The sequence below is a fragment of the Asticcacaulis sp. EMRT-3 genome (assembly GCF_030027245.1).
In the GTDB taxonomy this organism is placed as follows: domain Bacteria; phylum Pseudomonadota; class Alphaproteobacteria; order Caulobacterales; family Caulobacteraceae; genus Asticcacaulis.
Map to the genome: position 1 here is coordinate 98,395 of NZ_JASERT010000001.1, position 23,625 is coordinate 122,019.

Annotated in this window: 26 protein-coding genes; 7 read left to right on the plus strand and 19 right to left on the minus strand. The window is 61.8% G+C overall.

The features are described from left to right. Positions 1-123 precede the first annotated feature (123 nt). Together QB905_RS00520 and QB905_RS00525 are read left to right on the plus strand one after the other, a co-directional pair. On the plus strand, positions 124-1,008 hold the full coding sequence (locus QB905_RS00520) for a class I SAM-dependent methyltransferase (protein WP_282975540.1): 885 nt from the start codon (positions 124-126) through the stop codon (positions 1,006-1,008). Continuing rightward, positions 1,005-2,141: an alpha/beta hydrolase gene (locus QB905_RS00525; protein ID WP_282972620.1), complete on the plus strand. Its 1,137-nt coding sequence runs from the start codon at positions 1,005-1,007 to the stop codon at positions 2,139-2,141. The genes QB905_RS00520 and QB905_RS00525 overlap by 4 nt, the downstream gene beginning before the upstream one ends. Here QB905_RS00525 and hisN read toward each other — a convergent pair. From hisN to QB905_RS00545, 4 genes are all read right to left on the minus strand, one after another. Next, the gene (hisN, locus tag QB905_RS00530; RefSeq protein ID WP_282972621.1) at positions 2,132-2,947 is read right to left on the minus strand and encodes a histidinol-phosphatase; all 816 of its coding nucleotides are present in this window, start codon (positions 2,945-2,947) and stop codon (positions 2,132-2,134) included. The genes QB905_RS00525 and hisN overlap by 10 nt on opposite strands. Before the next feature lie 81 nt (positions 2,948-3,028). Then, a complete protein-coding gene (locus QB905_RS00535) occupies positions 3,029-3,412 on the minus strand; it encodes a helix-turn-helix domain-containing protein (protein WP_282972622.1) in 384 nt (127 codons plus the stop codon). A 167-nt stretch (positions 3,413-3,579) separates the two neighbouring features. Next, positions 3,580-4,101, minus strand: coding sequence for a protease adaptor protein RcdA (rcdA, locus tag QB905_RS00540; protein ID WP_282972623.1), 522 nt, complete (start codon positions 4,099-4,101; stop codon positions 3,580-3,582). Between the two features lie 166 nt (positions 4,102-4,267). After that, the gene (locus QB905_RS00545) at positions 4,268-4,483 is read right to left on the minus strand and encodes a DUF1192 domain-containing protein (RefSeq protein ID WP_282972624.1); all 216 of its coding nucleotides are present in this window, start codon (positions 4,481-4,483) and stop codon (positions 4,268-4,270) included. A gap of 107 nt (positions 4,484-4,590) precedes the next feature. Here QB905_RS00545 and QB905_RS00550 point away from each other — a divergent pair, with 107 nt between their 5' ends. Then, positions 4,591-5,571, plus strand: coding sequence for an NAD(P)H-quinone oxidoreductase (locus QB905_RS00550; protein WP_282972625.1), 981 nt, complete (start codon positions 4,591-4,593; stop codon positions 5,569-5,571). On the opposite strand, the gene QB905_RS00555 is transcribed toward QB905_RS00550, so the two are convergent. Continuing rightward, positions 5,549-6,151, minus strand: coding sequence for a DUF6348 family protein (locus tag QB905_RS00555; protein ID WP_282972626.1), 603 nt, complete (start codon positions 6,149-6,151; stop codon positions 5,549-5,551). The genes QB905_RS00550 and QB905_RS00555 overlap by 23 nt on opposite strands. Positions 6,152-6,340: 189 nt before the next feature. Between QB905_RS00555 and QB905_RS00560 the strand changes: the two genes are divergently transcribed. Beyond that, complete coding sequence (locus QB905_RS00560) at positions 6,341-7,045, plus strand: DUF1013 domain-containing protein (protein ID WP_282972627.1); 705 nt, start codon at positions 6,341-6,343, stop codon at positions 7,043-7,045. A 301-nt stretch (positions 7,046-7,346) separates the two neighbouring features. On the opposite strand, the gene QB905_RS00565 is transcribed toward QB905_RS00560, so the two are convergent. The 5 genes from QB905_RS00565 to rpmI form a co-directional block, all read right to left on the minus strand. After that, complete coding sequence (locus QB905_RS00565) at positions 7,347-7,562, minus strand: flagellar basal body rod C-terminal domain-containing protein (protein WP_282972628.1); 216 nt, start codon at positions 7,560-7,562, stop codon at positions 7,347-7,349. Between the two features lie 57 nt (positions 7,563-7,619). Then, positions 7,620-10,004, minus strand: coding sequence for a phenylalanine--tRNA ligase subunit beta (pheT, locus tag QB905_RS00570; RefSeq protein WP_282972629.1), 2,385 nt, complete (start codon positions 10,002-10,004; stop codon positions 7,620-7,622). Positions 10,005-10,059: 55 nt separating this feature from the next. Next, complete coding sequence (pheS, locus tag QB905_RS00575; RefSeq protein ID WP_282972630.1) at positions 10,060-11,169, minus strand: phenylalanine--tRNA ligase subunit alpha; 1,110 nt, start codon at positions 11,167-11,169, stop codon at positions 10,060-10,062. 261 nt (positions 11,170-11,430) lie between these two features. Next, entirely contained in the window at positions 11,431-11,787 is a 357-nt protein-coding gene (gene rplT / locus QB905_RS00580) for a 50S ribosomal protein L20 (protein ID WP_282972631.1), read from the minus strand. Between the two features lie 16 nt (positions 11,788-11,803). Then, the gene (gene rpmI / locus QB905_RS00585; RefSeq protein ID WP_282972632.1) at positions 11,804-12,001 is read right to left on the minus strand and encodes a 50S ribosomal protein L35; all 198 of its coding nucleotides are present in this window, start codon (positions 11,999-12,001) and stop codon (positions 11,804-11,806) included. 175 nt (positions 12,002-12,176) lie between these two features. Between rpmI and QB905_RS00590 the strand changes: the two genes are divergently transcribed. Then, complete coding sequence (locus QB905_RS00590; protein ID WP_282972633.1) at positions 12,177-12,989, plus strand: carboxylesterase family protein; 813 nt, start codon at positions 12,177-12,179, stop codon at positions 12,987-12,989. On the opposite strand, the gene QB905_RS00595 is transcribed toward QB905_RS00590, so the two are convergent. Next, positions 12,964-13,617: a DUF3885 domain-containing protein gene (locus QB905_RS00595; RefSeq protein WP_282972634.1), complete on the minus strand. Its 654-nt coding sequence runs from the start codon at positions 13,615-13,617 to the stop codon at positions 12,964-12,966. The genes QB905_RS00590 and QB905_RS00595 overlap by 26 nt on opposite strands. A gap of 5 nt (positions 13,618-13,622) precedes the next feature. Beyond that, positions 13,623-14,954, minus strand: coding sequence for an MFS transporter (locus tag QB905_RS00600; protein ID WP_282972635.1), 1,332 nt, complete (start codon positions 14,952-14,954; stop codon positions 13,623-13,625). 89 nt (positions 14,955-15,043) lie between these two features. Here QB905_RS00600 and QB905_RS00605 point away from each other — a divergent pair, with 89 nt between their 5' ends. Continuing rightward, positions 15,044-16,324 (plus strand): Y-family DNA polymerase, encoded by a 1,281-nt coding sequence (locus QB905_RS00605; protein ID WP_282972636.1) that lies wholly within the window; start codon positions 15,044-15,046, stop codon positions 16,322-16,324. 65 nt (positions 16,325-16,389) lie between these two features. Here QB905_RS00605 and infC read toward each other — a convergent pair whose 3' ends face one another. After that, entirely contained in the window at positions 16,390-16,911 is a 522-nt protein-coding gene (infC, locus tag QB905_RS00610) for a translation initiation factor IF-3 (protein WP_282975541.1), read from the minus strand. 239 nt (positions 16,912-17,150) lie between these two features. Beyond that, entirely contained in the window at positions 17,151-18,326 is a 1,176-nt protein-coding gene (locus QB905_RS00615; protein WP_282972637.1) for a glycosyltransferase family 4 protein, read from the minus strand. A gap of 39 nt (positions 18,327-18,365) precedes the next feature. Between QB905_RS00615 and QB905_RS00620 the strand changes: the two genes are divergently transcribed. Next, positions 18,366-19,115, plus strand: coding sequence for an alpha/beta hydrolase (locus QB905_RS00620; RefSeq protein ID WP_282972638.1), 750 nt, complete (start codon positions 18,366-18,368; stop codon positions 19,113-19,115). A gap of 18 nt (positions 19,116-19,133) precedes the next feature. On the opposite strand, the gene QB905_RS00625 is transcribed toward QB905_RS00620, so the two are convergent. The 5 genes from QB905_RS00625 to QB905_RS00645 form a co-directional block, all read right to left on the minus strand. Beyond that, the gene (locus QB905_RS00625; RefSeq protein WP_282972639.1) at positions 19,134-20,726 is read right to left on the minus strand and encodes a GMC family oxidoreductase; all 1,593 of its coding nucleotides are present in this window, start codon (positions 20,724-20,726) and stop codon (positions 19,134-19,136) included. A 4-nt stretch (positions 20,727-20,730) separates the two neighbouring features. Beyond that, positions 20,731-21,534 (minus strand): SDR family NAD(P)-dependent oxidoreductase, encoded by an 804-nt coding sequence (locus QB905_RS00630; RefSeq protein WP_282972640.1) that lies wholly within the window; start codon positions 21,532-21,534, stop codon positions 20,731-20,733. A 94-nt stretch (positions 21,535-21,628) separates the two neighbouring features. Beyond that, the gene (locus QB905_RS00635; protein WP_282972641.1) at positions 21,629-22,453 is read right to left on the minus strand and encodes a flagellin; all 825 of its coding nucleotides are present in this window, start codon (positions 22,451-22,453) and stop codon (positions 21,629-21,631) included. 84 nt (positions 22,454-22,537) lie between these two features. Next, complete coding sequence (locus tag QB905_RS00640; protein ID WP_282972642.1) at positions 22,538-23,359, minus strand: Rossmann-fold NAD(P)-binding domain-containing protein; 822 nt, start codon at positions 23,357-23,359, stop codon at positions 22,538-22,540. Continuing rightward, a complete protein-coding gene (locus QB905_RS00645; RefSeq protein ID WP_282972643.1) occupies positions 23,356-23,622 on the minus strand; it encodes a hypothetical protein in 267 nt (88 codons plus the stop codon). Before QB905_RS00645 ends, QB905_RS00640 begins: the two co-directional genes overlap by 4 nt. Between the last annotated feature and the right edge of the window lie 3 nt (positions 23,623-23,625).

The window sequence follows — 23,625 nt, forward strand, 5'->3', positions numbered from 1 at the left end:
CGCTTTGACCTTTTCTGGCACAACGCCTAACCTCGCACGGCTTCCCGCAATGTCCGGGCAGGATTGACCACAGGCAGGGCTACAGGTTTGCAAGGTTTCAGTCGCAGAACGCTTATCGGCCTGATGGGGGCCACGGCCCTGAGCGGGCTGGCCGCCTGTGGTCGTAAACCGGCTGATGCGCCGCCGCCTGATGATGATGGCGATGCGACTGAGGTGGTCGATCCGAAACTGGCCCAGCAGGAAGGCACGCTGCAATGGGCTGTGGCCGGAAACTGGCGCAATGCGGTTGATAAGGCGCGCGACAAATATCAACACCCCATTGAAACCCTGCAATTTTTCGAGATCGAAGCGAAAGACACCGTGGTCGATATGTGGCCGGGGGCGGGCTATATCACCGAGATTCTGGCCCCTTATCTGGCACACGGCAAGGGCGACTATGTGGCCGCCATGTTTGAAAGCGGCGGTGCGGGTGATCAGGCCATCGCTAAGCTGGATGCACAGTTTCATCAGCATTTCGATGCCAACCATAAGCTCTATGGCGACATCACCTACAGCGTTTTCGGCCCGGCCAGTGGCCCGCTTGTGGCGGCGGGCACAGCCGATTGCGTGCTGATGTTGCTGGTGATCCAGGACTGGATGGCGGCGGGCATTGCTGAGAAAGCCTTTGCCGACGCCTATGCCGCCCTGCGTCCCGGCGGCGTGCTGGGCATCGAGCAGCACCGCGCTGACATTGGCAATGTGCAGGATCCGGCAGCCACCAATGGCTATGTGCAGGAACCCTTTGTGCGCCAACTGGCCGCCGAGGCCGGTTTCAGCTTTGTGGCGGAATCGGAGATCAATGCCAATCCGAAGGATGACAAGGATCACCCTTTCGGCGTATGGACATTGCCGCCGCAACGCCTGACCGCGCCGCGCGGCCAGCCGCCCAACCCGGAATTTGACGGCACGCTTTACGAATCAATTGGGGAAAGCGATCGTATGACTCTGAAGTTCAGGAAGCCTTTATGAGCCGCATCGCCGCCTTATCGACCAGCGCCCCGCTGATGTTCACGCCCGAATCGCGGATGCCCGAAGGGGGTGTCGGCGAATGGTTTCGCGGCGCAGGGGGCTTGCGCCTGCGGCTGGGTTACTGGCCGGCGCCACGCGCTGAGCGCGCTTCGCGCGGCACGGTTTTTGTGTCGCCGGGGCGATCAGAACCGATTGAAAAATATTACGAAGTTGTGCGCGACTTACTGGCGCGAGATTTCGACGTGGTGGTGCATGACTGGCGCGGCCAGGGGCTTTCCGCCCGCCTGCTGCCCGACCGGTTGAAATGCCATGCCCGTTCGGCGGATGAATTTCTCGATGATTACCAGCGCCTGCTCGATACGTTTGAGGAGCGCGCGCCTAAGCCCTGGATCATGCTCGGCCATTCGATGGGGGCGGCGCTCAATCTGGCCACCCTCGTCAAGGGCGAGCCGCGCATCAGCGCTGCCTTTCTCGTCAATCCGATGCTGCGCGTCAAAACCGGCAATCATTCGCTGTGGGCGGTCAATTTTCAGGTCAATTGGCAGGTCAATCACGGGCGCGGCAGCGATTATGTACCTGATCTGTTTGAAGACCCGTTTGAAAACACCTTTGAAAACGACGCCCTGACCCACGACCGGGCGCGTTATGAGCGCTGGCGCGAACAATTATTCGCCTGCCCGCATCTGGCCGTCGGCTCGCCCACCTGGGGCTGGTTGCAGTTTGCGCTGCGCATCGGCGAAAAATTGCTGCGCGACAAGGACAAGGCGCTGAAAAAGGTCGGAACGCCGATCACCCTATTATGTTCGGGCGATGATCATGTCGTCAACCGTCAGCCGGTCAGGGCGTTTGCCCGCAAACTGGGCAAGGCGCACTATGCCGAAGTGGCCGGGGCCGAGCATGAAATTCTGATCGAGGCCGATGAATACCGCGATCAGGCGTGGCAGGCATTCGACGCCCTGATGGATTCTGTGGCGTCGGCGGATGGAGTGGCGGAGAGCATGGATGCGCCGGATGCGGATGAGGCGGCATTCGCCGCATGGCCGCAAGCCGAAGCGCGTCTGGCCGCTGCCGCCATGCCCTTGCCGGATGAGGTTTTGCCTGAAACGACGCCCGTGTCCGGCGATCAGGCCTGATCGGCGGCACCGCGTAAGTGGATGAGTGCCTCGTCGAGCAGGGCTTGCGAAGCGGCGGCCACCACCTGACCGGCCTGCGGGCCTATGGCTGCGCCCGTCCAGTCGCTCACCACGCCGCCGGCATTTTCAATCACCGGAATAATGGCTTCGATGTCCCAGGGTTTCAGGCCGGTTTCCAGCGCCAGATCCATCGTGCCCTGCGCCACCATAGCGAAGGCATAGGCATCGCAGCCATAGCGCGCCAGCCGCGCCGCCTGACGCAGGCTGGCATAGGCTTCGGCCTCAAGGCCCTGAAACAGGAAGGGGTCGGTAGTGCCGATCACGGCCTCGGCCAGCTTGGTGTTGGCGCGCACATGCAGCGGCGCTGAACCTGCGGGCGTGACCCGGCGCGAGCCGAGCGGCGAGCCCAAAAAGACTTCCTGCAAAACCGGCTGGGCGATCAGGCCCAGCACGGGGCGGCCTTCGTGGCGCAGGCCGATCAGGGTCGTCCATACGGGCAGGCCGGAAATAAAGGCGCGCGTGCCATCGACCGGATCCAGCACCCAGACATGCTCGGCATTCGCGTTTTCCTCGCCATATTCCTCGCCGATAATGCCGTGATCGGGAAAATGCCGGTTGATCAGGGTACGGATGGCGCGCTCTGCCCCCCTGTCGGCCTCGGTGACGGGATCGAACTGCGCCTGATGGGCCAGCTTATTGTCGGTGTCCAGCCCGCCCAGCCGGAACAGGGGCAGGGCGGCGGCCGCGGCGGCGGCGGCCAGATCGAGCGCGAAGGCTTCAAGGCGGGCATAATCAGGTGTGGACATGCCCCCCGCATAGCCGGATTGGCGATGCGGGTCTAGTGGGGGATTGCGCGCAAAGCTCTGGCCTCTCCAAAGCCCTCAGGCTCAGGCGGCTTGCTCATTATCGCCGTTCAGCGACTTGGCCAGGTCGAGCAGGCGGCGGCGCGGACGCTCCGACAGCCGGTAATAGGCCTGGATCAGGTCGAGCGTTTCCTTGCGCGAAAACACTTCGATGCCTTCGTTGTTGACGGCGGCCACATCGGTCGTGTCGTCGCTCAGGCCGTCATAAAAATAGTTGATCGGCGTTTCCAGCGCCTTGGCGAGCTGGAACAGGCGCGCCGCCGAGATACGGTTGGCGCCGCACTCGTATTTCTGGATTTGCTGGAAGCGGATACCCACGGCCAGCGCCAGTTGCTGCTGCGTCAGGCCGAGCAGGCGGCGGCGGCGACGCAGGCGCTTGCCGAGGTGCAGATCTATGTCGGTGGCCATATGTAAAACCCCTTATTGGCGATTTGTCGCTGTCCCAAACCGGGACGGCTCGCCTTATGGGTTTCAAAGGTCGTGCCACAAGGGAGGCTGTGGAGACTCGCCTCGCCGCAGAGGCGAAACGGCCGCACCTCAGATGCGGCCGCTCACGCAAAACGGAGGTGGTGATCTCAGGCTTCGCTGGCGGCGCCGAAAGCCGTTTGCAGCCTCTGCATCTGGCTCATGACCTGATTGACGCTGACCTCTTCGCTGTCGCCATCGACGAACATGCGGCGATCCATGTGCGAAATGCGCTCATAAAGCCGGTTGGAGCGATCCAGCAGACTAAGCAGGCCGCCGGGCAGGCTGTTGGCCTGATCACCCGCCTCGCCGCGCACCGGGGCCAGACGGTATTTATCGTCGCAGGCGTCCTGCGCTTCCATGTCGCCTTCGCGCACCGCGCGCTGCACCAGAAGCCATGAGGCGATCTGCATCAGGCGCGTGGTCAGGCGCATACTTTCGCCAGCATAGAGCAGCGCATCCTCGCGGGCCAGCAGACGTGAATCGCGCCGTCCGTCGCCATCGAGATAGGCCGCCGTTTCTTCCACCATCGCCATACCTTCCTTGAAGGTGCGGTCAAACAGGTCTGAGGAGGCGAAGTCGCGCACCAGATGGACGCGGGCAACGGGCGAGGAAACGGTACTATCGGACATCAATCGAGCCTTGTGCTAAATCCTGGCGGTCTTGTTTCGACCCGCACCCGATAAAACATATCCGGGCAAAGCGCGTGTCATCATGAAAACCTCTCGCCGGTAACTGCAACGCTTGTGCCAGAGACAGGGTGGCCAGAGACAAAGAGCCGGTGAGGGGCATAAAGACTTAACCTTTAAAAGAGAATAAAGCCTCAGCCGCCGAGCGGCGGTTTTTTTTGCTATCCAGCGCCACGCGCACCCGCGCGATCTCGCCTTCCAGCCGGTCGATGCGCAGGCTCAGTTCCTCGACGCTATAAGGGTCAAGATCCTCGCGTTCCAGACTGGACAAGGCCGAAGCGCCCGCGCCGGAGCGCAGCATGTCCGGTAATTCGTCGTCCCGCATCGCGCTGCCTTTCGTTTCCGGTCTGGACAATGAAGCCCATCCCGGCCCATGCTTGTGTCAGCGATGAAACGCCGTTTACGCGAAAAAATCAAGGAAAACGAATCACCATGAAAGCCATAGCGATCCGTGGCGATGGCCAGAACCCTGACGATCTGTATGTGGCCGACTGTGCCGAACCGGTGCCCGGATCAGGCCAGGTGCTGATCAGAACCCGTTTTGCCGGAGTCAATCGTCCCGATATATTGCAAAGGCGCGGACACTATCCACCGCCGCCCGGCGCCGCACCCGGTCTGGGGCTGGAGGTTTCCGGCCTGTTGGCAAGCGCTGTTCCCGGCTGGTCGGCGGGGGCTGAGGTCTGCGCCCTGGTCAATGGCGGCGGTTATGCCGAATCTGTGGCGGTCGATGCGCGCCATCTGCTGCCTGTGCCTAGGGGCTTAAGCCTCGCCGAAGCGGCCTCCCTGCCGGAAAATATCCTGACCGTCTATGCCAATCTGATGGAGGCGGGCGGCCTGCAAGCGGGCGAAACCGTGCTGGTGCATGGCGGCAATTCGGGCATTGGCGCCATGACGATCCAGATGGGTAAGGCTTTCGGCGCGCAGGTCATCGCTACGGCGCGCGGCGCGGAAAAATGCGCTTTTGCGCGCCGCATGGGGGCCGATCTGGTGATCGATAGTGAGCTTGATGACTATGTGACGGCGGTGAAAGACTTTGGCGGGGCTGATGTGGTGCTCGATATTGTCGGCGGCGATTTCTTCGCGCGCAATCTGGCCTGTCTCAACATGAAGGGCCGGCTGGTGCAGGTCGGTTTCGGCAAGGCCTCGACGGTCGAGCTTGACCTGCGGCGCATCATGCAGAAGCAGGCGATCCTGACCGGTTCGATGCTGCGTCCGCGCTCTGCCGATGAAAAGGCGCGCCTGACAGCCTGCGTGCGCCAGCGGGTGTGGCCGCTGATCGAAGCGGGACAGATCAGGCCGATTCTGGCCCTGACCGTACCGTTTACTGGGGCGGCGAGTGCCCATGCCTGGCTGGAGGCCGGTGATCATTGCGGCAAGGTGGTGCTGGATTTCACAGACGCGCCAGCAGGATGAAATTGCGCAAGGCGTAGGTGCGGCCATCATCGGGCCAGACCAGACCGCGCAGGGTTTCGGCCAGAGCGGGCTGGTCGATATTATCGAGCTGTGCCCCGGCATGGACGCGCCCGTCGGCCATGCTGATCGCCAGCGACAGCCAGTGCATGTCCTGATCGAGCGGGGCCTGACGCACAAAGGCTTCAAGCGCGCCAAACAAAGGATAGGGTACGGGCAGGCGTTCGCCGGAACTGACTTCGCGCATGTACGGCCCGATCAGGGCCAGCCACGGCCCGTCATCGCGTTTCCAGACTTCGCGCACCACCTTGCCCGCATCATGCCGTGCCCAGAAGGTGCTGAGAAAAACCCGCAGCGGCCCTTCGCCGAACATGCGCAGGCCTTCGGACAATGGATAGGTTTCCGCGATGATGCGCCCGTCATAAAGCGACAGCTCGACATGCAGTTGCGTAGCGGTGGCGCGGGCGCGCAAGGCCGGAAAGGCGTCATCATGCACCACCCAGCTTCCGCGCACCTCAGGCGCCAGGCCCTCGGCCTTGAGCAGGGCTGTCAGTGCGTCTTGCAGGGCGTGATCATCGGACATGCTATAAATATGGGGACTTGCGCGCAGGCGGACAAGCGGCTCTTAGCGGCAAACGAGAGCGGGGTCGAATCCGGTCTTTTCTTTCATGTAAAATCGCTCTATAGCTTGTCCGAACCCCCGCGCCCGGCTGCAAAAGCCGGGCGTAGCCATTTCTGGACGGTCGAACCGTCCGCATACGAGGTCCACACCATGTCCATCCTCATGCCCAAAGCCACGGCGGTCTGGCTGGTTGACAACACATCGCTGAGCTTCGAGCAGATCGCCGATTTCTGCGGCCTGCACCTGCTGGAAGTCAAAGGCATTGCCGATGGCGAAGTCGCGCGCGATATTCGCGGCGCCGACCCCATCGCCAACGGCCAGTTGACCCGCACCGAACTCGACAAGGCCGAGGCCAGCAAGACCTATATGATGAAGCCGCTGGTGTCGCGCCATGCCGAGCTGTTAAAGCCGGTGCGCAAGGCCCCGCGCTATACGCCCGTGTCGCGCCGTCAGGATCGCCCCGACGCCATCAAGTGGTTCACCAAGAATCACCCCGAAATCACCGATGCCCAGATTTCCAAGCTGCTCGGCACCACCAAATCGACCATCGAGCAGGTGCGCAACAATACCCACTGGAATTCAGCCAATATCAAGCCGGTCGATCCGGTGACACTGGGCCTGATCGGCCAGATCGAACTCGACGCCGCCGTGCGCAAGGCCGCCGACGCCAAGCGCAAATATGCCGAGAAGATGGGCCTGCCGATCGAGGAAGATCCGGTGCTCAAGCCCGCCCAGACTGTGCAGCCCGCCTTCGACGAGGAAGAAGACAGCCCCTATCGCAAGAGCGATCTGTCGGTCGAGGATGTGTTCGGCGCCAGTTCGCACAACGCCCATGATGACGACGACGAGGATTAAGACGGCTCAATATTCAGATACCCCTCCGTCATCTTCGCCCTGACGGGCTCGTTGCAACTCCATTGCTACGCCAACAAGAAGGGAGATGGCCGGTCGGCGGGAAAGTCAAACACCCACCTCCCCCTTGGGGGAGGTGGAGGCGCAGCCGACGGTGGGGGTCACTTTCTTCAGCAAGGGGCCGAATGTCGATCCGGCCAAAGCCCGGTCTGCATCACGATAAGCCTGCATCACGATAATAAGAAGCCCGTCGGATCAACCGGCGGGCTTTTCAGTTTGGGCAGACAGGGAAGGAAGAGAAAGATCAGGCCTTGATGTCGAGCAGGCTTCCGGTCATCTGATCCGCCGTCTTGACCACGCTCAGACTGGCCTGGAAAGCGGTACGCGACTGAATCTGATCGACGAGGTCGCTGAGAATATCGCCGCCGCCGCTGGAATCGCGAACAGTGTTTTGCGCCGCCTGATCTAAGCGCTGACTGGCCGAGATGGCACCTGCGGAGGCGATGTTGAAAGCGTCCATAGCGCCATGATGCGCGCAGAAGTTTAAAGCCGCGTCTAGAAAACCGGTTAAGCCGGGTTAAGCCTGATTGCGCAAAATCGCGCCCACCTTTTGCGCTGCCGCCACGATTTTGGCGCTTAAGGCCTCGATCTCCGGCTCGGTCAGGGTCTTGTCGGTGGGCGCAATGGTCACTTCCAGCGCCAGCGATACCTGACCTTCGGGCACGCCCGCGCCACTATAGACATCGAACACATGGGCGTCGCCGATCAATGCCTTGTCGGCGCCCCTGATGGCGCGCACCAGATCGCCCGCCGGGGTTCTGGCGTCGATCAGGAAGGCAAAATCGCGCGTCAGCGGCATCAAATTGGAGAGGGGTAGCGCGCCCTTCGATTTGCTTTTGGCCTTACTGGCGGGCAGGGCGTCGAGGCGGATTTCAAAGCCGACATAGGCCCCGTCGAGATCGAGCGCCTTGAGTATCGCCGGATGCAGTTCGCCGAATTCAGTGATGACGGTCTTCGGCCCCAGTTGCAGGCGCGCCGAGCGGCCCGGATGCCAGTGGGCGGCGTTCTGGCCCTGCACCAGTTGCAGCGAGGCGACCGGCGCGCCCATATCTTCGAGCACGGCCATCAGGTCGCTTTTGAGAGCGAACAGCGCGTCTTCGCCCGCCGGTTGCCAGTTGCGTGACTTGTCCGGCGCGCGCACGGCGGCGATCACCGTCGTCTGGTCGGCGGGTTCGAGCCCGGCATAGACCGGCCCGATCTCGAAAAGCTGCGCGCCTGCAAAGCCGCGCGCCACATTGCGCCCGCAGGCCTCCAGCAGATTGGGCAGGGCCGAAGGGCGCATACAGTTCAGCTCAGACGCAATCGGATTGGCCAGAACCAGACTGTCATCGCCGCCGCCGAAAAGTTTGGCGCGGCCCTGCGGCATGAATGACCAGGTGACGGCCTCGGCATAGCCATAGGCGGCCAGGGCGCGACGGGCGATGCGGGCGCGCGCCTGTTTGCCGGTCAGCACGCCGCCCGATTGGGGCGCCACCACGGGCAGGGGCGTGGCGGGGATCGTGTTGAAACCGTGGATGCGCGCCACTTCTTCTACCAGATCGGCGCGGCCTTCGACATCGCACCGCCATGATGGCACCGAGACGGTCCACGGCACATCGCCGCTGACGCCAAAGCCGAGCGCGCTCAGGATGCGGCGCGACTCGTCCGGTGTGATCGTCATGCCGGTCAGCCTGGTCACATAGGCCGGATCGAAGCTGACATCGGCGCGGCGGGCGGGCGGCGCACCGGCGATGACGACCTCGGAGGCCTCACCGCCACACAGATCGAGGATCAGCCGGGTGGCGCGTTCCAGCCCCGGCAGGGTCGATTCGGGATCGACCCCGCGCGCGAAGCGGTATTGCGCATCGGAAGTAATGCCGGTGGCGCGGCCCGTCTGGGCGGTGCGGATCGGATCAAACCACGCCGATTCGAGGAAAACCTCGGTGGTGGTATCAGACACGCCGGTCGATTCACCGCCCATGACGCCGCCTAAACCGATCACGCCGGAGGAGTCGCTGATCGTGCACATTTCCTGCGTTACAGAATAGTTTTTCCCGTCCAGGGCTAAAAATTCTGCTTTTTCTGAAATAATTCCCGCTAAGAGGGAAATTCCGCTCAGCTTCGCCACATCATAGACGTGTAGCGGGCGCGCGCGATCATAGGTCAGGTAGTTGGTAATATCGACGAGGGCCGAAATCGGTTTCAGGCCGATAGCGGTCAGCTTCTGTTGCAGCCAGGCCGGTGACGGGCCGTTTTTGACGCCGCGAATGACCCGGCCTGTGAAATAGGGGCAGGCCTCGCCATCCACCGATACGCTGATCGGGCAGGGGAAGGTGGCTTGCACGACGGGGGCGGGCGCGTCTTCAAACGTCCCCAGCCCGGTGGCGGCCAGATCGCGGGCAATGCCGGTGACGCCCAGCCAGTCGGGGCGGTTGGGGGTGACTTCGAAATCAATCACCGGTTCTGCACCGAACACCTGCGCGGCGGGGGTGCCGACGGCCAGATCATCGGGCAGGTCGAGAATACCGTCGCTGTCACCGGCCAGTTCCAGTTCAGCCGCCGAACACATCATGCCGTTCGACACCACGCCGCGCACCGGCTTTTCGACCAGTGTGACGCCCAGACCCGGCACATAGGCCCCGATGGGGGCATAGATGGTGGTCATGCCCGCCCGCGCATTGGGCGCGCCGCACACAATCTCCTTGCGGCCATCGACCGTATCGACCTGCAAGACCTGCAACTTGTCGGCATTGGGGTGGCGCGCGGCCTCGATGACCTTGGCTACCGTAAAGGGCTTGAGCGCCCTGGCGGGGTCGTGGATGTCCTCGACCTCAAGCCCGGCCAGAGTCATGCTGGCGGCCACCTCATCGATGGTGGCCTCTGTTTTCAGGTGATCTTTAAGCCAGGAGAGGGAGAATTTCATGGTGTCTTTGACTTTGTATTGAGGTCAAGGAGGCTGTGCCTCCTTGTCTTGAATCTTACGACAGGCCGCTGGCCGAATTGGGCGCGGCGAAGCCTGAGAAGCCATAATGGGCCAGCCAGCGCGTATCGGCGGCGAACATGTCGCGCAGGTCGGGCACGCCGTATTTCAGCATGGCCAGACGATCGACGCCCATGCCCCAGGCAAAGCCCTGATATTCATCCGGGTCGATGCCGCAAGCCTTCAGCACATTGGGATGCACCATGCCGCAGCCGAGGATTTCGAGCCACGAACTGCCTTGCCCCACCTTCAGTTCGCCCTTTTCCCACGAGCAGCGCACATCCATTTCGGCGGACGGCTCGGTGAAGGGGAAGTGGTGCGGGCGGAACTGGGTGACCACCTCATCCGTCTCGAAAAAGCGCGAGATGAAGGTTTCCAGCACCCATTTCAGATGACCCATATGGGCGCTTTTGTCGATGACCAGACCTTCGATCTGGTGAAACATCGGCGTGTGGGTCTGGTCGGAATCGCAGCGAAAAACCCGGCCCGGCGCGATCAGCCGAAACGGCGGCTGGCCCGACACCATCGTCCTGATCTGCACCGGCGAGGTGTGGGTGCGCAACAGCTTGCGCACGCCGTTCTCATTTTCAGTTGCGCTAACGCTTTGCTCCTTGAGCGCGGCGGGCTTGAAAAAGAAAGTATCGTGCATTTCACGCGCCGGATGCTTTTCCGGGAAGTTGAGCGCGGTGAAATTGTGGAAATCGTCCTCGATGTCGGGCCCTTCGGCCACCGCGAAGCCCATGTCGGCAAAGATGGCGATCATCTCGTCCATCACCTGCATGGTGGGGTGAACCCCGCCTCTGGCGCGTCTGGCCGAAGGCAGGCTGAGATCGACGCGCTCTTGCTCAAGCCTCTGGGCCAGATGGGCGGCTTCCAGTTCGGCCTTGCGCGCTTCCAGCACGGAGATGACCGCATCGCGCACGGCATTGATGGCCGCGCCCGTGGTTTTGCGCTCTTCCGGCGGCAGGCTGCCGAGGGTTTTCAGCAGGCCGGAAATGCGACCGGTCTTGCCGAGCGCCGACACGCGCACGGCGTCGAGCGCGGCCAGATCGGCGGCGGCCTTGATCTCGGTTTCGATTTCGCTTTGCAGATCGGTATAGGCGGTCATGGTGTCATCACAGAAGGAAAGGTTCGCCCGTGTTTAGGCGAAAGAGCAAGCGGACGCAATTGACCGGAAAAGAAAGATACCCCACCCCCACATCTCGCTTCGCTCGTGCGGCCCCCCTCCCCGAAATCAAAGGTTTCAGGGAGGAATAAGAAAATGCGCTTCCATGCGGGGGTGGGGTTTCTTACTTTCCTGCGCAAAAAGAAAAACCCCGCGGCCATCAAGGCGCGGGGTTTTCCAGGCATAGTCTCTGATCTTAAAATATCAGCCGATTGCCGTGCGCACCTTGTCGGCAATCACCTTGAAGCCGTCCATGTCGTGCATGGCGATGTCGGACAGAACCTTGCGGTCCATCTCGATGCCAGCCAGGTTCAGGCCGTGGATGAATTGCGAATAGGTGAAGCCTTCCATACGCGCCGCGGCGTTGATGCGCTGAATCCACAGGCTGCGGAAATTGCGCTTCTTGGTGCGACGGTCACGATAGGCATATTGCCCGGCGCGATCGACAGCCGCCTTGGCGGTGCGGATGGTGTTTTTGCGGCGGCCATAGAAACCCTTGGCGAGTTTCAGAACCTTCTTGTGCTTGGCGTGTGATGTGACGCCTCTTTTAACGCGAGCCATTGTTCAATGCTCCCCTTTAGGCGTAAGGCATGTAGGATTTGATCTTCACCGTGTCAGCGTCCGACATCACGGAGGTGCCGCGATTTTGACGGATGTACTTGCTGTTGTGCGAGATCAAACGGTGACGCTTGCCGGCGACGCCGGCCTTCACCTTGCCAGAGGCAGTAAAGCGGAAGCGCTTCTTCGCGCCCGACTTGGTCTTCAGCTTGGGCATTTTCTGTACGACCGGATTAGGGCCGCCCTCTTCACGAGTTAAAATCCTCGCCAAGGCATGCCTTTTGGCCCGGCGAAGAACAAGAAGGCGTGCTGTTACAGGAAAAGAACCGTCAGCGCAAGCCCGCCGCAAGCCCTCTTGCTAAATGTGTCGTCCTCAGTCCAATATAGCCGTAATGAATTGTCGTCGCGCCGTATCTTACCTGCTGCCGCTCCTGCTGGCGATGAGCCTGAACGCCTGCGTGTCGATTCCAAAAATCCTCTATGACACATCGCAAACCAGACCCCTGTCCCTGACCCTGAAGGACGGCACGGTGCAGCGCTATATGGAATATGTGCCGCCGAGTGCCAGACCGGGCAAGAAGCTGCCGCTGATCGTGTTTCTGCACGGCTCAGGCGAGGCGGGTGACGACACCTATGCCGTGCTGGCCAATGGGCCGTGGCACTATGCCGATAGCCACCCCGATTTTCCCTTCATTATCCTGGCCCCGCAGGAAGATCATGACGCAGAATGGTCGCCCGAAGAGTTGAATGACTGGCTCGTTCAGGCGGAAAAGACCGTGCCCGTGGATCGCCGCCGGGTCTATCTGACCGGCCTGTCGCGCGGCGGGCAGGGGACGTGGGATTTCGCCATGCGCTATCCGCAGCACTTTGCCGCTATCGCGCCGGTTTCAGGCTATAGCGATGTCAACCAGCCCTGCCGCCTGAAGGGCGTGGCGGTCTGGGCTTTTCATGGGGCCGATGACGGTATCGTGCCGATCGGCAAGGAAAAAGCGGTGGTGGCAGCGGCGAAAGCCTGCGGCGTCGATATTCATTACACCATCTATCCCGGTGTCGGCCATTTCATCTGGGAACGCACCTATAATGACCCCGATCTCTATAGCTGGTTTCTTGAGCATCGCCGCCCGCTGTTTCGTCTGCCGGGCTTGACCCATCTGTCGGGTTTTGCGCGCCTGCACGAACTCAGGCGCGCCCCGTCAGGCGGTTGATGGCCTCCGCGCACGGTTTCGACACCTGGAATTTGACGCCCGCCATCTGTTTCGGGTTGAATTTGAGATAGCCGCGGTCGCTTTGCGCCAGCCAGCCGTAATAGCGCGACACCAGATCGATCAGGGCCTGCGGCGTCGGTTGCGACACATCGACCCCGCATTCATAGGCATGAAAAACGGCCCCGTCTGATTTGCGCACCCAGATGACATCCCAGATGTCCTGATGGTAGATGTGCAGCAACAGGCGGTTGAAGCTGTTGGCCCGCCAGCGCACATCGCCCGACCAGACCGTATAGTTGAGATGATCAGTGGTGGAATAGAATTCCCAGCCCGCCTGCATGGCATAGCGCTGCTTGATGCGGTTCATGCGCGTCCAGTGGGCCTTGTTCTGATTGGGCGATTGCGCCACCACCAGCCAGCACGGTTCGTCTTCGCCTAAGCTCGCCGTGCCCATCGTGTTGTAGCGCTCGATCAGCAGGCGCAGTTCGTCGCGTGAATGGGCAGCGGCACGGTCATCGGGCAACAGGTGAAAGCGCGTGGCGTTCCAGTGGGTGGCGTCACGCAGCAGATGGCCCAGCGGGAACAGGCCGGGGTGGAAACGATGCCAGGCGATCTGAAAAGCGTCCATATTTTTTACCGTTTTACCTTGCCGACCTGCAAGGCCAGCAACGCCGCCGGAATCGTCATGGCGGCATCGAGCCACAAGGGCGCTTCGGGGCCGAATTGCGAGAACAGGAACCCGGCCACCACGGGGCCGATAATGCGCGCCACGGCGCCGGTGGACATATTAAGGCCCAGCATGGCGCCCTGCCGGTCGGGCGAGGTGGCCAGCGAAATAATGGCGCAGATCGACGAAAAGATGACCGCCTGCCCTACCGTGCCCAGCATCAGCAGCGGCACGATCAGCCACGAGATATGGTTGAGGCTTTGCAGGATGAAGCTGAGGCCGAACACGAACAGTCCGCCGGCCAGCACCTTTGATTCGCCGTAACGTCGCACCAGCGGGCGCATGAAGACCATCTGCATCAGGGCGGCGGTGATGCCGATGAACAGGAAAACCGCGCCAATCTGGGTGGCGTGCCAGTTATAGCGCACCTCCACCCACAGGCCGAAGGTCGATTCCAGCCCGGCAAAGGCCATCATATAGCAAAGTGTGGCCAGGATGACGCGCACAATGGCGCGGCTTTTCAGCGCCTCCTGCGCCGTTTTGAGCATATTTTCCGGCGGTGCCGCCTGGGCTGTGCGCTGGCGGCTTTCCTTGACGTAGAGCATCACGCCCAGCGTGGCCACGGCCGACATGACGGCGGCGGCGAACAGGGGCAGGCGGAAGGCATTGTGGCCGAAATGCTCATGCGTCAGCAAGCCGCCGATCACCGGGCCGACGATAAAGCCCAGCGAAAAGGCCGCGCCGATCATGCTCATGCGTGAGGCGCGCTGTTCGGGCTTGGAAAAGTCCGACACATAGCCCTGAATCGTCGAGATATTGCCCGAAGCCAGCCCGCACAAAAAGCGCACGAAGATCGCCACCCAGATATTGGGTGAAAAGGCGAGGCCGCAATAGAACAGCACCGACAGGGCCGTCGTCACCAGCAGGATCGGCTTGCGGCCGATGCGGTCGGACAGCCTGCCGCAAAACGGCTCGGCGAAAAATTGCCCCAGGCTGTAGGCGGTGAACATCAAGGTCACCTGCCAGGCCTGCGCGTGCAGGCTCTGGGCGAAGAAGGGGATCAGCGGCACCACAATGCCGAAACCGACCAGATTGACGAAAACCACAGCGAACATCGCCGCCAGCGAGCCGTTTTCGTTCAGAAACTGACGCACCTGATGCAGCAGGCGGCCACGAAAAAAGGTGCGCTCGTTGCGGGTATCAAAGGGCGGGGCGGGAGGCTCTTCCGTTCGTGATGCTGTTTCCTTTGTGGAATCAGCATCTTGCGAAGACGCGGATGAGGGTTTCAACTTCGACATGCGCCGGTTTATAGCTGATTTGTGACGCGATGCGAACGTTTCTTTGCCGCAACTGCGCGCATGGCTTGACGGTGATAAATGTTCGCTTTATGTTCTCATTTATGACCCATGAAGCCGAGAATGGCGGCGGCCTGAAGTGGCTGTATCTCGATATGAACAGCTATTTCGCCAGTTGCGAACAGCAGGACGAGCCGCGTCTGCGGGGCCGTCCGGTCATTGTCGTGCCGGTGATGAGCGATCACACCTGCGCCATCGCCGCCAGCGCTGAGGCCAAGGCGCTGGGCGTCAAGACCGGCACCAGGGTGGGCGAGGCGAAAGAGCGCATACCCGGTCTGCTGATTCGTGAGGCGCGGCCTGACCGCTATGTGCAGTTTCATGACCGCATCCTGGCCGAGGTCGATCATGTGATTCCGGTCGAGAAGGTCTGCTCGATCGATGAGGTGGCCTGCCGTCTGATGGGGCCGCAGCGCCACGAAGCGGTGGCGCGCGCGCTGGGCCATCGCATCCAGCGCCGGATTCTCGAAAATGTCGGCCAGTGCCTGACCGCCTCGATTGGCATCGCGCCGTCGCGCCTGCTGGCCAAGACCGCCGCCGATATGAAAAAACCACTGGGTCTGACCGTTTTGCGCGCCGATACCCTGCCCGGAGCGCTGCTCGATCTGGAGATCGACGAATTCGCCGGTATTGGCGCGGCGATGAAGGGGCGGCTCAATCGGGCAGGCGTGTTCGATGTGCGCCAGCTCTGGGCCCTGTCGCCGTCGCGGATGCGCCATATCTGGGGCGGCATTATGGGCGAAAACTTCTGCTATGCCCTGCATGGCACCGATCCGCCGGACATCGAGACGCAGCGCTCATCGATCAGCCACAGCCACGTCCTGCCCGCCGAACTGCGCCCCGCGCCGCTGGCCCGCGCCGTGGCGCGCCGCCTGACCGCCAAGTGCGGCTCGCGCCTGCGCCGCATGGGCTATAAATGCACGGGCCTGCACCTCAGTGTGCGCGGGGCGGGCAGCGGGCGAGCGGCGGCGGAGGCGCGTTTTGAGCTGACCGCCGATAGTTTCGTCATGCTGCACGCCCTCGAAGGCCTTTGGATGCAGTGCGTGGGGACGCTGGGGGCGCAACCGCGTCTGCGCAAGATTTCTGTCACCTGCCTGGGGATGCGCCGCCTCGATGCGCCGCCTGATCTGTTCGGCTGGACCCCAGATGCGCATGAGGATGGCAGACGCATGAAACTGCTCAGCGCGCTCGACGGCCTCAATCAGCGCTTCGGCAAGGACGCCATCACCATCGGCCCGCGCACGAAGCTGCACGGTTTTGTCGGGGCCAAGATCGCCTTTAACCGCATCCCCGAACAGCCGGAATTCTGGGAGTAGGGCGCAGATATGCAAAAACCCTCCGAATTCGGAGGGTTCAGCAAATTTAACCAAATAGCAGGCGTTTATTTCGGTGCCAGGATCATGATCATCTGCTTGCCTTCCATGCGCGGCTCATATTCGACGCGGGTGGACGGCTCGAAATCGGTCTTGACCTTTTGCAGCAGCTTCATGCCCAGTTCGGGGTGGGCCATTTCGCGGCCCCGGAAGCGCAGCGTCACCTTGACCTTGTCGCCTTCTTCGAAGAAGCGCGTCATGGCCTTGGCCTTCACCTCATAATCGTGGATGTCGATATTGGGGCGAAGCTTGATTTCCTTGATCTCGACGACCTTCTGCTTCTTGCGTGCCTCGGCCTTTTTTTTCTGCTCCTGAAAGCGGAACTTGCCATAGTCGAGGATCTTGCACACAGGCGGATCAGCGGTGGGCGACACCTCCACCAGGTCCAGGCCAGCTTCCTCGGCGGCTTCGAGGGCGGAGGAAGTCGGCATAATGCCTTGCTTCTCACCGTTTTGATCGATCAAGAGGACGCGCGGAACCTTGATCTCATGGTTTGTACGGGGGCCGTCTTTGGGAGGCGGGGCTTGAATCGGGCGACGAATAGGTCGTTCTCCTGAGTGCTGTTATCGGGCTGTGCGAATGCGCCGGGATTATGACGATCCTTGGGCGCAGGATCAATCCCTTATCGGGCGAATAGGTTAAAATTTAAGGAAATGACGCTGCGGTGTGGTATTTCCGCGTATCCTTAGCAGAATGGGCTCGTCGCATCCGCGACGACGGGCGGTCGCCTTTGCCCGTAGCGATGGGTTTAAGTCATCGCTACGGGAGGTTACATAAGCAGGGATCGGTAAACATCAAGGGTGCGCGCGCACATGGTTTCCAGACTGAACAGCGCCTTGACGCGGGCACGTCCGGCTAAACCCATTTCAAAGCGCTGTTCAGGCGTCAGTGACATGGCCTCCCGCATGGCCTCGGCCCAGGCTTGCGCATCGCCGGGCCTGACCAGCCAGCCCGTTTCGCCGGGCACCACGGTTTCGACCGTCGCGCCGTGCGCAGCGGCCAGAGGCGGGCGCTGCATGGCCTGCGGTTCCACCGCCGTGCGCCCGAAGGCTTCCGGCTCCAGCGAGGGGGCGAGGGCGAAATGGCAGACCTGCCAGGCCGAGGGCATGTCGGCGCAATGGCCGACCAGCCGCACATGGGCCTCAAGGCCGTGGGCGGCGATGGCCGCGCGCAATTCCGCCGTATAGTCGCTGCGGCCCTGATCATCGCCGGCGATAAAAATGATGAAATCGTCACGTCCGAGCGTTCGCAATCGCGCCGCTGCCTCTATAATCAGGCCTTGCCCTTTCCAGCGCGTCAGGCGGGCGGCCAGCAGAAAGCGCGTACGCGTATCGGGCGTGGCGGCGTCGGCGGGCGGCAGGCCCCAGGCCTCTTCCAGCTTGAGGATGTTGCGCAGCACGAAGGCTTCGGGATCGAAGCGATGCAGATCGACGCCGCGCGGAATGCTGACCACGCGCTCTGGCGGCAAATTCGGGTAGGTTTTGAGGATATGGGCGCGCGTATAGTCCGAATTGGCGATGGTGATGTCGGCGCGCGTCATCTGGCTGTTGTACCAGCGTTTGAGGCTTGAATTGGCGTTATAAATGCCGTGATAGGTGGCGACCGACGCGATCTTTTCGGCGCGCGCCGCCGCAATCGCCGAGAGGGCTGGCGCGCGCGAACGAACGTGGACAAGGCTGACGTTTTCGCGGCGGATCAGGCGGCGCAAGGTACGGTAAATCCGCCATTGCACCCACAGATTCTTGCTGTGAACCGGCAGGTTGAAAACCTGTGTGCCGCCTTTTTCCAGCCGTTCCTGCAAGCGCCCGCCCCTGGTGGCCACCAGCGAGCGCCCGCCCGCCGCCAGAACCGCCTCGGCCACATCGACCACGGTCTGCTCGACGCCGCCCGTATCGAGTTCGGGGACGACCTGCAAAACGCAGCCGGTGAAAGAGGACGAAGGCATGGACTTGCGCAGACTCCAAAGCAATGGCAAGCAATGACCATGACCGATCTGTTAAATCAAGAGCCGCAATGGCTTGATGCGCCCAATGGCGACCGCATCGCCTATCGCCGCCTTAAGGGTGATGGCCCGCTTCTGCTCTGGCTTGGCGGTTTTCTGTCCGATATGCGGGGCTCGAAAATCGCGTATTTGAGTGAACAATGTCGCCGCGAAGGCCGCGCCTTTCTGTGCTTTGATTATTATGCCCACGGTGAGACGGGCGGCGATTTCGCAGCGGCCTCAGTGGGGCGCTGGCGCGATAATATGCTGGCCGTCGTCGATGCCCTGACCGAAGGGCCGGTGACGGCGATCGGTTCCAGCATGGGTGCGCACATGCTGTGTCTGCTGATGCAGGCGCGACCCGGCAAGGTGAAGGCGGCGGGTTTCGTGGCGCCTGCGCCCGATTTCGCCACCAAACTGATGCTGGCCGGGCTTAACCCCGAAGACCGCCGCCAATATGAGGTGTCGGGCGCGCACAGCCTGCCCGGCTATGACCGGCCCGTGGCGCTATCGCAGGCGTTTTTCGCCGATGCTGCGCAGCATGAGGTGCTGAATGCCTCCATCGCCTTTGATGGGCCGGTGCGTATCCTGCATGGCATGAAGGACGATGTGGTGCCGTGGCAGCATGGCGTGCGCCTGCTGGATAGCCTGACCACGCCCGATGTGCGTCTGGAGCTGATCAAGGACGGCGACCATCGCCTGTCGCGCACCAATGATCTGGAGCTATTGGGTCGGATGGCGCGCGAATTTTAGATCGCTTGACTTTATCCGCTAACCCATCCGTTCGATCAGGTGTTCGCCCACCCTCAGGGCATTGGCCACGGTCGTCAGGGTGGGGTTGACCGCCGAGGCCGACACGAAGAACGAGGTGTCGGTGACGTACAGATTATCCAGCTCATGCGCCTTGCAATTGACATCCAGCACGCTGGTGGAGGGATCGCGGCCAAAGCGGATCGTGCCGCACTGGTGCGCCGTGCCGTACAGCGGCAGCAGGGAATCGATCTGGAAATGCGGCTCGAAAATCGTGTGCTGGCGCAAGGAAAAGCCTTTCAGCCCCGCTTCCAGCCGCTTGGTCAGGCGCAGGTGCGATTCGAGATTATTGGCCGTGTAACTGAGCTTGATCTGGCCATCCTCGGTCAGGGTGATGCGGTTTTCCAGCTTGGGCAGGTCTTCGCTCATGGTGAGGAAGGCCACCATATGGCGCGCCAGGTCGTCGGCCAGGAAATCGGGCACCAGGGCGGGCGGGATCATGTCGGCGATCTGGCCTTCCAGAGTCGGGCCGTTCATATATTCGAGAAGCTGAATCTGACCCATCGGGTATGGATAGCTGCCGTCCGGCTCACCGAAATAGAAGTCGTTGACGGCGAACGTCTTGGGGAAGGTCGAATCGAACTTTTCGGCCAGAATCGAAATCACCGCCGAGGTGGTGTGGAACATATAGTTGCGCCCCACCAGACCCGAACCATTGGCCAGTCCGTTCGGATGGTGGTGGCTGACCGAGCGCAGCAGCACGGCGGCCGAATTGGCCGCCCCCGCCGCCAGCGCAAAGATGTCGCCCTTGAAGCTGGACAGCAGACCATCGGCGCCCTTGGTGACCACCGAAGTCACCGTCTTGCCGTCGCCTGAGGTTTCAAAATGCTGCACCAGATGACCGGTCAGGATGGTGACATTGGGCAGGTCGCGGATCGGATCCAGCACAATGGTGCGCGCGTCCGATTTGGCCTTGAGCAGGCAGGGAAAGCCGCCGCAGGTGGTGCAGCGGATACATTTCGAGCTTTGCGGATGGGCCTCGTCGCGGTTGATGCCCAGCGGCAGGGGCGAGGGATGCCAGCCCAGCCCCTCGAAATGCTTTTTCAGCTTGACCACGCCGGGATCATCGCTGATCGGCGGATAGGGATAGGGCGGATCGGAGGGCAGGTCATTCGGATCGATGTGGCGTTCGCCATGCACCAGCCACAGCTTTTCGGCCTTGGTGTACCAGGGTTCATAGTCGCTGTAGGACAAGGGCCATGCCGGTGACAGGCCATCGGCATGTTCCACCGCCTCGAAATCGCGCACCTTCATGCGCATCAGGGCCGCGCCATAAAAGGTGGTATTGCCGCCCTCCCAGTAATTGGTGTTGGGGGTGAAGGGCTTGTCCTTCTTGTCGAGCCACTGTTCCTTGGTGCGGTAGCGCTGGTCGATGAACACCGCCTTGGCGTCCCAGTTCTGCGGTTCGACCGGCAAGACCGGCCCGCGCTCAAGGATCAGGATTTTCTTGCCGGTGTGGGCCAGCGCATAGGCCAGCGTGCCGCCACCGGCACCGGAGCCGACGATGATAATGTCATAATGGGTGGTTTCGGCTTGCAGGGCGGCTTCAGGCAATCGTTTACTCCGGCATCTGGTATTTACGGGCGCCCCAGCGGATCAGGGGCGTGATAAGGAAATCGGGCAACAGCGTCATGGCGGCCACGGCGATCTGGTTGAGCAGACCGGTGATCACCACTTCGCGGCCTGCTTCATTGGCGTGGATGGCGGCCCTGACCACGGGCGTGACGTGCATCGACAGACGCGCAGGCTTTTTGCCCAGCACCTTCGTCATGCCATTGGCCTGCTGGAATTCCGAATCGGTGGTGCCGGGGCAAAGGGCGGTGACGTTTACACCGCGCGCCGCCACCTCGGCGGCTAATGAGCGCGAAAATTTCAGCATATAGGATTTGGCCGCCGGATAGAGGGTATGGCCCGCCGCCCCCGGTGAAAACGCCACCATCGACGACACATTGATGATGCGGCCCCAGCCCTGTTGCAGCATGTGCGGCAAAAGTTCGTGGGCCAGAAGCGTCGGCGCGGTGACGCACACTTCGAGAAAATCGACCTGGGCCTGCGCGGATGTGTGGCGAAACGTATGGGCCAGCGAATAACCGGCATTATTGACCAGACCGTTGATCGCCAGATGCCGGGCGCTGAGTTCGTGCAAAATCTGCTGCACCTGATCGCGCTGCGCAAGATCGGCGGCGAGACACGTCACCTGAACCTTGTGGCGGTCGATCAGATCGTGGGCCAGGTCTTCCAGCCGGTTGAGGCGGCGCGCCACCAGCACCAGATTGTGGCCCTGCTGCGCATACTGACGGGCGAACTCTTCGCCAAGCCCTGACGATGCGCCCGTGATCAGGAATGTGCGGGAAGCCAGCATGAAAACGCCTTGAGCGGTCAGGCCAAATCAGCCGACCCAAAACCAGCTTGCAGCCTAACCCTTTTTACCGTCACGGCAAGCCGCCAAATGGTGTTTACTGGAACAGTTTCAGCAGCCAGGCGCTCGACTGGTTGGTGATCGACAACACCTGAATCGCCAGTTGCTGTTTGACCTGCAGCGCTTGCAGATTGGCGCTTTCCCGGGCCATGTCGGCATCGACCAGATTGCCGATCGCACCGTTCAGCGTATCCTGCATCTGGCTGGTCAGGTTCTGCTGGGTGTCGAGCATTTTCGATCCCGTGCCAAGGTTCGACAGGGCCGACGATACATGCTGGATCGAGGCGTCGAGTGTGCCGAGCAGATTGGCCGCCGCGGTCGCCGAGGTCAGGGCCGCCGCCGCCGACAGGGTGATGATCGATCCGCCCAGCGACATATCTTGCGCATCTATGGTCAGGCGGCTGGTGCCATTGGCGCCTGCCAGGGCCGAAACCGAAGCGCGTGATCCATCGAGCAGGTTGATGCCGTTGAAATCGGCCGTGCGGATAGTCAGCTTGATCTGGTTGCGCAGGGCGATGAAGTCGGCATTCAGCGCCGTGCGGCTGGTGGTGTCTATCGAGGTGTCGCTGGCTTCCAGCGCCTTGGCGCGCAACTGGCTGAGCAGATCCGAAAGGGTGGAGCCCGCCGTCATGGCGACATCAATCGCCGATGAGGTGCGTGACAGCGAATCCTTGACGGCGTCGAGCGACGACACCTGACCGCGCTCATATTGCGCAATGGCCCAGGCTGACGGATCGTCCTTGGCACTGGCCACCTTCAGTCCGGTCGAGATACGGTTCTGCGTCACCGCCAACTGGGCGTTGATGGCGTTCAGATTTTGCAGCGCCACCATCGCGCTGAGATTGGTATTGATGGAATTCATTCCCGGATTACCAATGCCGTCTGTCGGCCTTCTGCCGCAGGTTGCAGAATAATACAGCGAAGCTAATGAAAGCTGAACAAAGTCTTAAATAAGGGAGATGAGGCCTTCACGGTAGGTCGGGTATTGGAGCCGCCAGCCCAGGACCGCCTTGGCGCGGGCATTGGCCACGCGCTTATTGTCGCGGTAAAAACGTTGCATCGGCCCGGACAGGGCGGGGTCGTCCCATATGATCTGTGGCGGCAGGGGCAGGCCGGTCAGGGCGGCGGCATAGTCCAGCACCACATCGCCAGGGGCCGGTTCGTCGTCGCACAAATTATAGATGCCGCCGGGTTCGGGGCGCTGCAAGCTGGCCAGCAGGGCCGTGGCGCAGTCGTCGTGATGCAGGCGTGAAAACACATGGCCGGGCTTGTGGATGCGCCGCGCCGTGCCCGCCCGCAGGCGCTCAATGACATTGCGTCCTGAGCCGTAAAGCCCCGGCAGGCGGAAGATGTGCGCGTCCTTCGATAGCCACTGGTCTTCAGCCAGCACCCGCCTTGCCCCTTCTTTTGAGGTCGGCAAACGGGCGAAATCTTCAAAGACCCAGCCGCCGTCACGGTCACCATAGACGCCGGTGGTGGACAGATAGCCGATCCACTGGCTGCCTGCGGCATGACCGATAGATGCAAAGGCCGGGCAGCCGTCATCATTCGGGGCGGGGGTGATCAGGATGGCGTCGGCCTTTATCGCTTCGGTGCGTAAGGCGGTTTCGTCAGCGGGATCGATGGCGCTGATCCCTGCGGCTTGCAGGGCGGCGCGCTTGTCGGATGTGCGCGCCGTGGCGCTGATGGCAAACCCTGCGGCGCGGGCCTGTTCAGCAAAGGCGGCCCCGATGAAGCCATAACCAAAAATGAGCGCCGAACGGCTCACTGAAGCTTGGCGTCCTCGGCGGAGGCCGAAGCGGCGGCGGCGCTGGCGGCGGCATCGGCCTTGGCGTCCTGCGCCTTCTGGATGGCTTCCTGGCGCTGACGGGCGTCGCGTTCGCGCACCATGCGGTAATAGTCGGGCATTTCAATCGCGTGGCCGAACGGGGCGGGTGAGCGCGCGCCGATCCCCTGCGGCCAGACGAGGCTGAACGCAATCAGAAGGAGCGCAATAAGGCCGGCGGCGGGGAAAAAGATTTTGGAATCCATACC

Excerpts from the sequence above, each read along its gene's own strand:
- QB905_RS00520 (WP_282975540.1), top strand. The coding sequence starts at position 124 with ATGGGGGCCACGGCCCTGAGCGGGCTGGCCGCCTGTGGTCGTAAACCG.
- QB905_RS00525 (WP_282972620.1), top strand. The coding sequence starts at position 1,005 with ATGAGCCGCATCGCCGCCTTATCGACCAGCGCCCCGCTGATGTTCACG.
- hisN (WP_282972621.1), bottom strand. The coding sequence starts at position 2,947 with ATGTCCACACCTGATTATGCCCGCCTTGAAGCCTTCGCGCTCGATCTG.
- QB905_RS00535 (WP_282972622.1), bottom strand. The coding sequence starts at position 3,412 with ATGGCCACCGACATAGATCTGCACCTCGGCAAGCGCCTGCGTCGCCGC.
- rcdA (WP_282972623.1), bottom strand. The coding sequence starts at position 4,101 with ATGTCCGATAGTACCGTTTCCTCGCCCGTTGCCCGCGTCCATCTGGTG.
- QB905_RS00545 (WP_282972624.1), bottom strand. The coding sequence starts at position 4,483 with ATGCGGGACGACGAATTACCGGACATGCTGCGCTCCGGCGCGGGCGCT.
- QB905_RS00550 (WP_282972625.1), top strand. The coding sequence starts at position 4,591 with ATGAAAGCCATAGCGATCCGTGGCGATGGCCAGAACCCTGACGATCTG.
- QB905_RS00555 (WP_282972626.1), bottom strand. The coding sequence starts at position 6,151 with ATGTCCGATGATCACGCCCTGCAAGACGCACTGACAGCCCTGCTCAAG.
- QB905_RS00560 (WP_282972627.1), top strand. The coding sequence starts at position 6,341 with ATGTCCATCCTCATGCCCAAAGCCACGGCGGTCTGGCTGGTTGACAAC.
- QB905_RS00565 (WP_282972628.1), bottom strand. The coding sequence starts at position 7,562 with ATGGACGCTTTCAACATCGCCTCCGCAGGTGCCATCTCGGCCAGTCAG.
- pheT (WP_282972629.1), bottom strand. The coding sequence starts at position 10,004 with ATGAAATTCTCCCTCTCCTGGCTTAAAGATCACCTGAAAACAGAGGCC.
- pheS (WP_282972630.1), bottom strand. The coding sequence starts at position 11,169 with ATGACCGCCTATACCGATCTGCAAAGCGAAATCGAAACCGAGATCAAG.
- rplT (WP_282972631.1), bottom strand. The coding sequence starts at position 11,787 with ATGGCTCGCGTTAAAAGAGGCGTCACATCACACGCCAAGCACAAGAAG.
- rpmI (WP_282972632.1), bottom strand. The coding sequence starts at position 12,001 with ATGCCCAAGCTGAAGACCAAGTCGGGCGCGAAGAAGCGCTTCCGCTTT.
- QB905_RS00590 (WP_282972633.1), top strand. The coding sequence starts at position 12,177 with ATGAATTGTCGTCGCGCCGTATCTTACCTGCTGCCGCTCCTGCTGGCG.
- QB905_RS00595 (WP_282972634.1), bottom strand. The coding sequence starts at position 13,617 with ATGGACGCTTTTCAGATCGCCTGGCATCGTTTCCACCCCGGCCTGTTC.
- QB905_RS00600 (WP_282972635.1), bottom strand. The coding sequence starts at position 14,954 with ATGTCGAAGTTGAAACCCTCATCCGCGTCTTCGCAAGATGCTGATTCC.
- QB905_RS00605 (WP_282972636.1), top strand. The coding sequence starts at position 15,044 with ATGTTCTCATTTATGACCCATGAAGCCGAGAATGGCGGCGGCCTGAAG.
- QB905_RS00615 (WP_282972637.1), bottom strand. The coding sequence starts at position 18,326 with ATGCCTTCGTCCTCTTTCACCGGCTGCGTTTTGCAGGTCGTCCCCGAA.
- QB905_RS00620 (WP_282972638.1), top strand. The coding sequence starts at position 18,366 with ATGACCGATCTGTTAAATCAAGAGCCGCAATGGCTTGATGCGCCCAAT.
- QB905_RS00630 (WP_282972640.1), bottom strand. The coding sequence starts at position 21,534 with ATGCTGGCTTCCCGCACATTCCTGATCACGGGCGCATCGTCAGGGCTT.
- QB905_RS00635 (WP_282972641.1), bottom strand. The coding sequence starts at position 22,453 with ATGAATTCCATCAATACCAATCTCAGCGCGATGGTGGCGCTGCAAAAT.
- QB905_RS00645 (WP_282972643.1), bottom strand. The coding sequence starts at position 23,622 with ATGGATTCCAAAATCTTTTTCCCCGCCGCCGGCCTTATTGCGCTCCTT.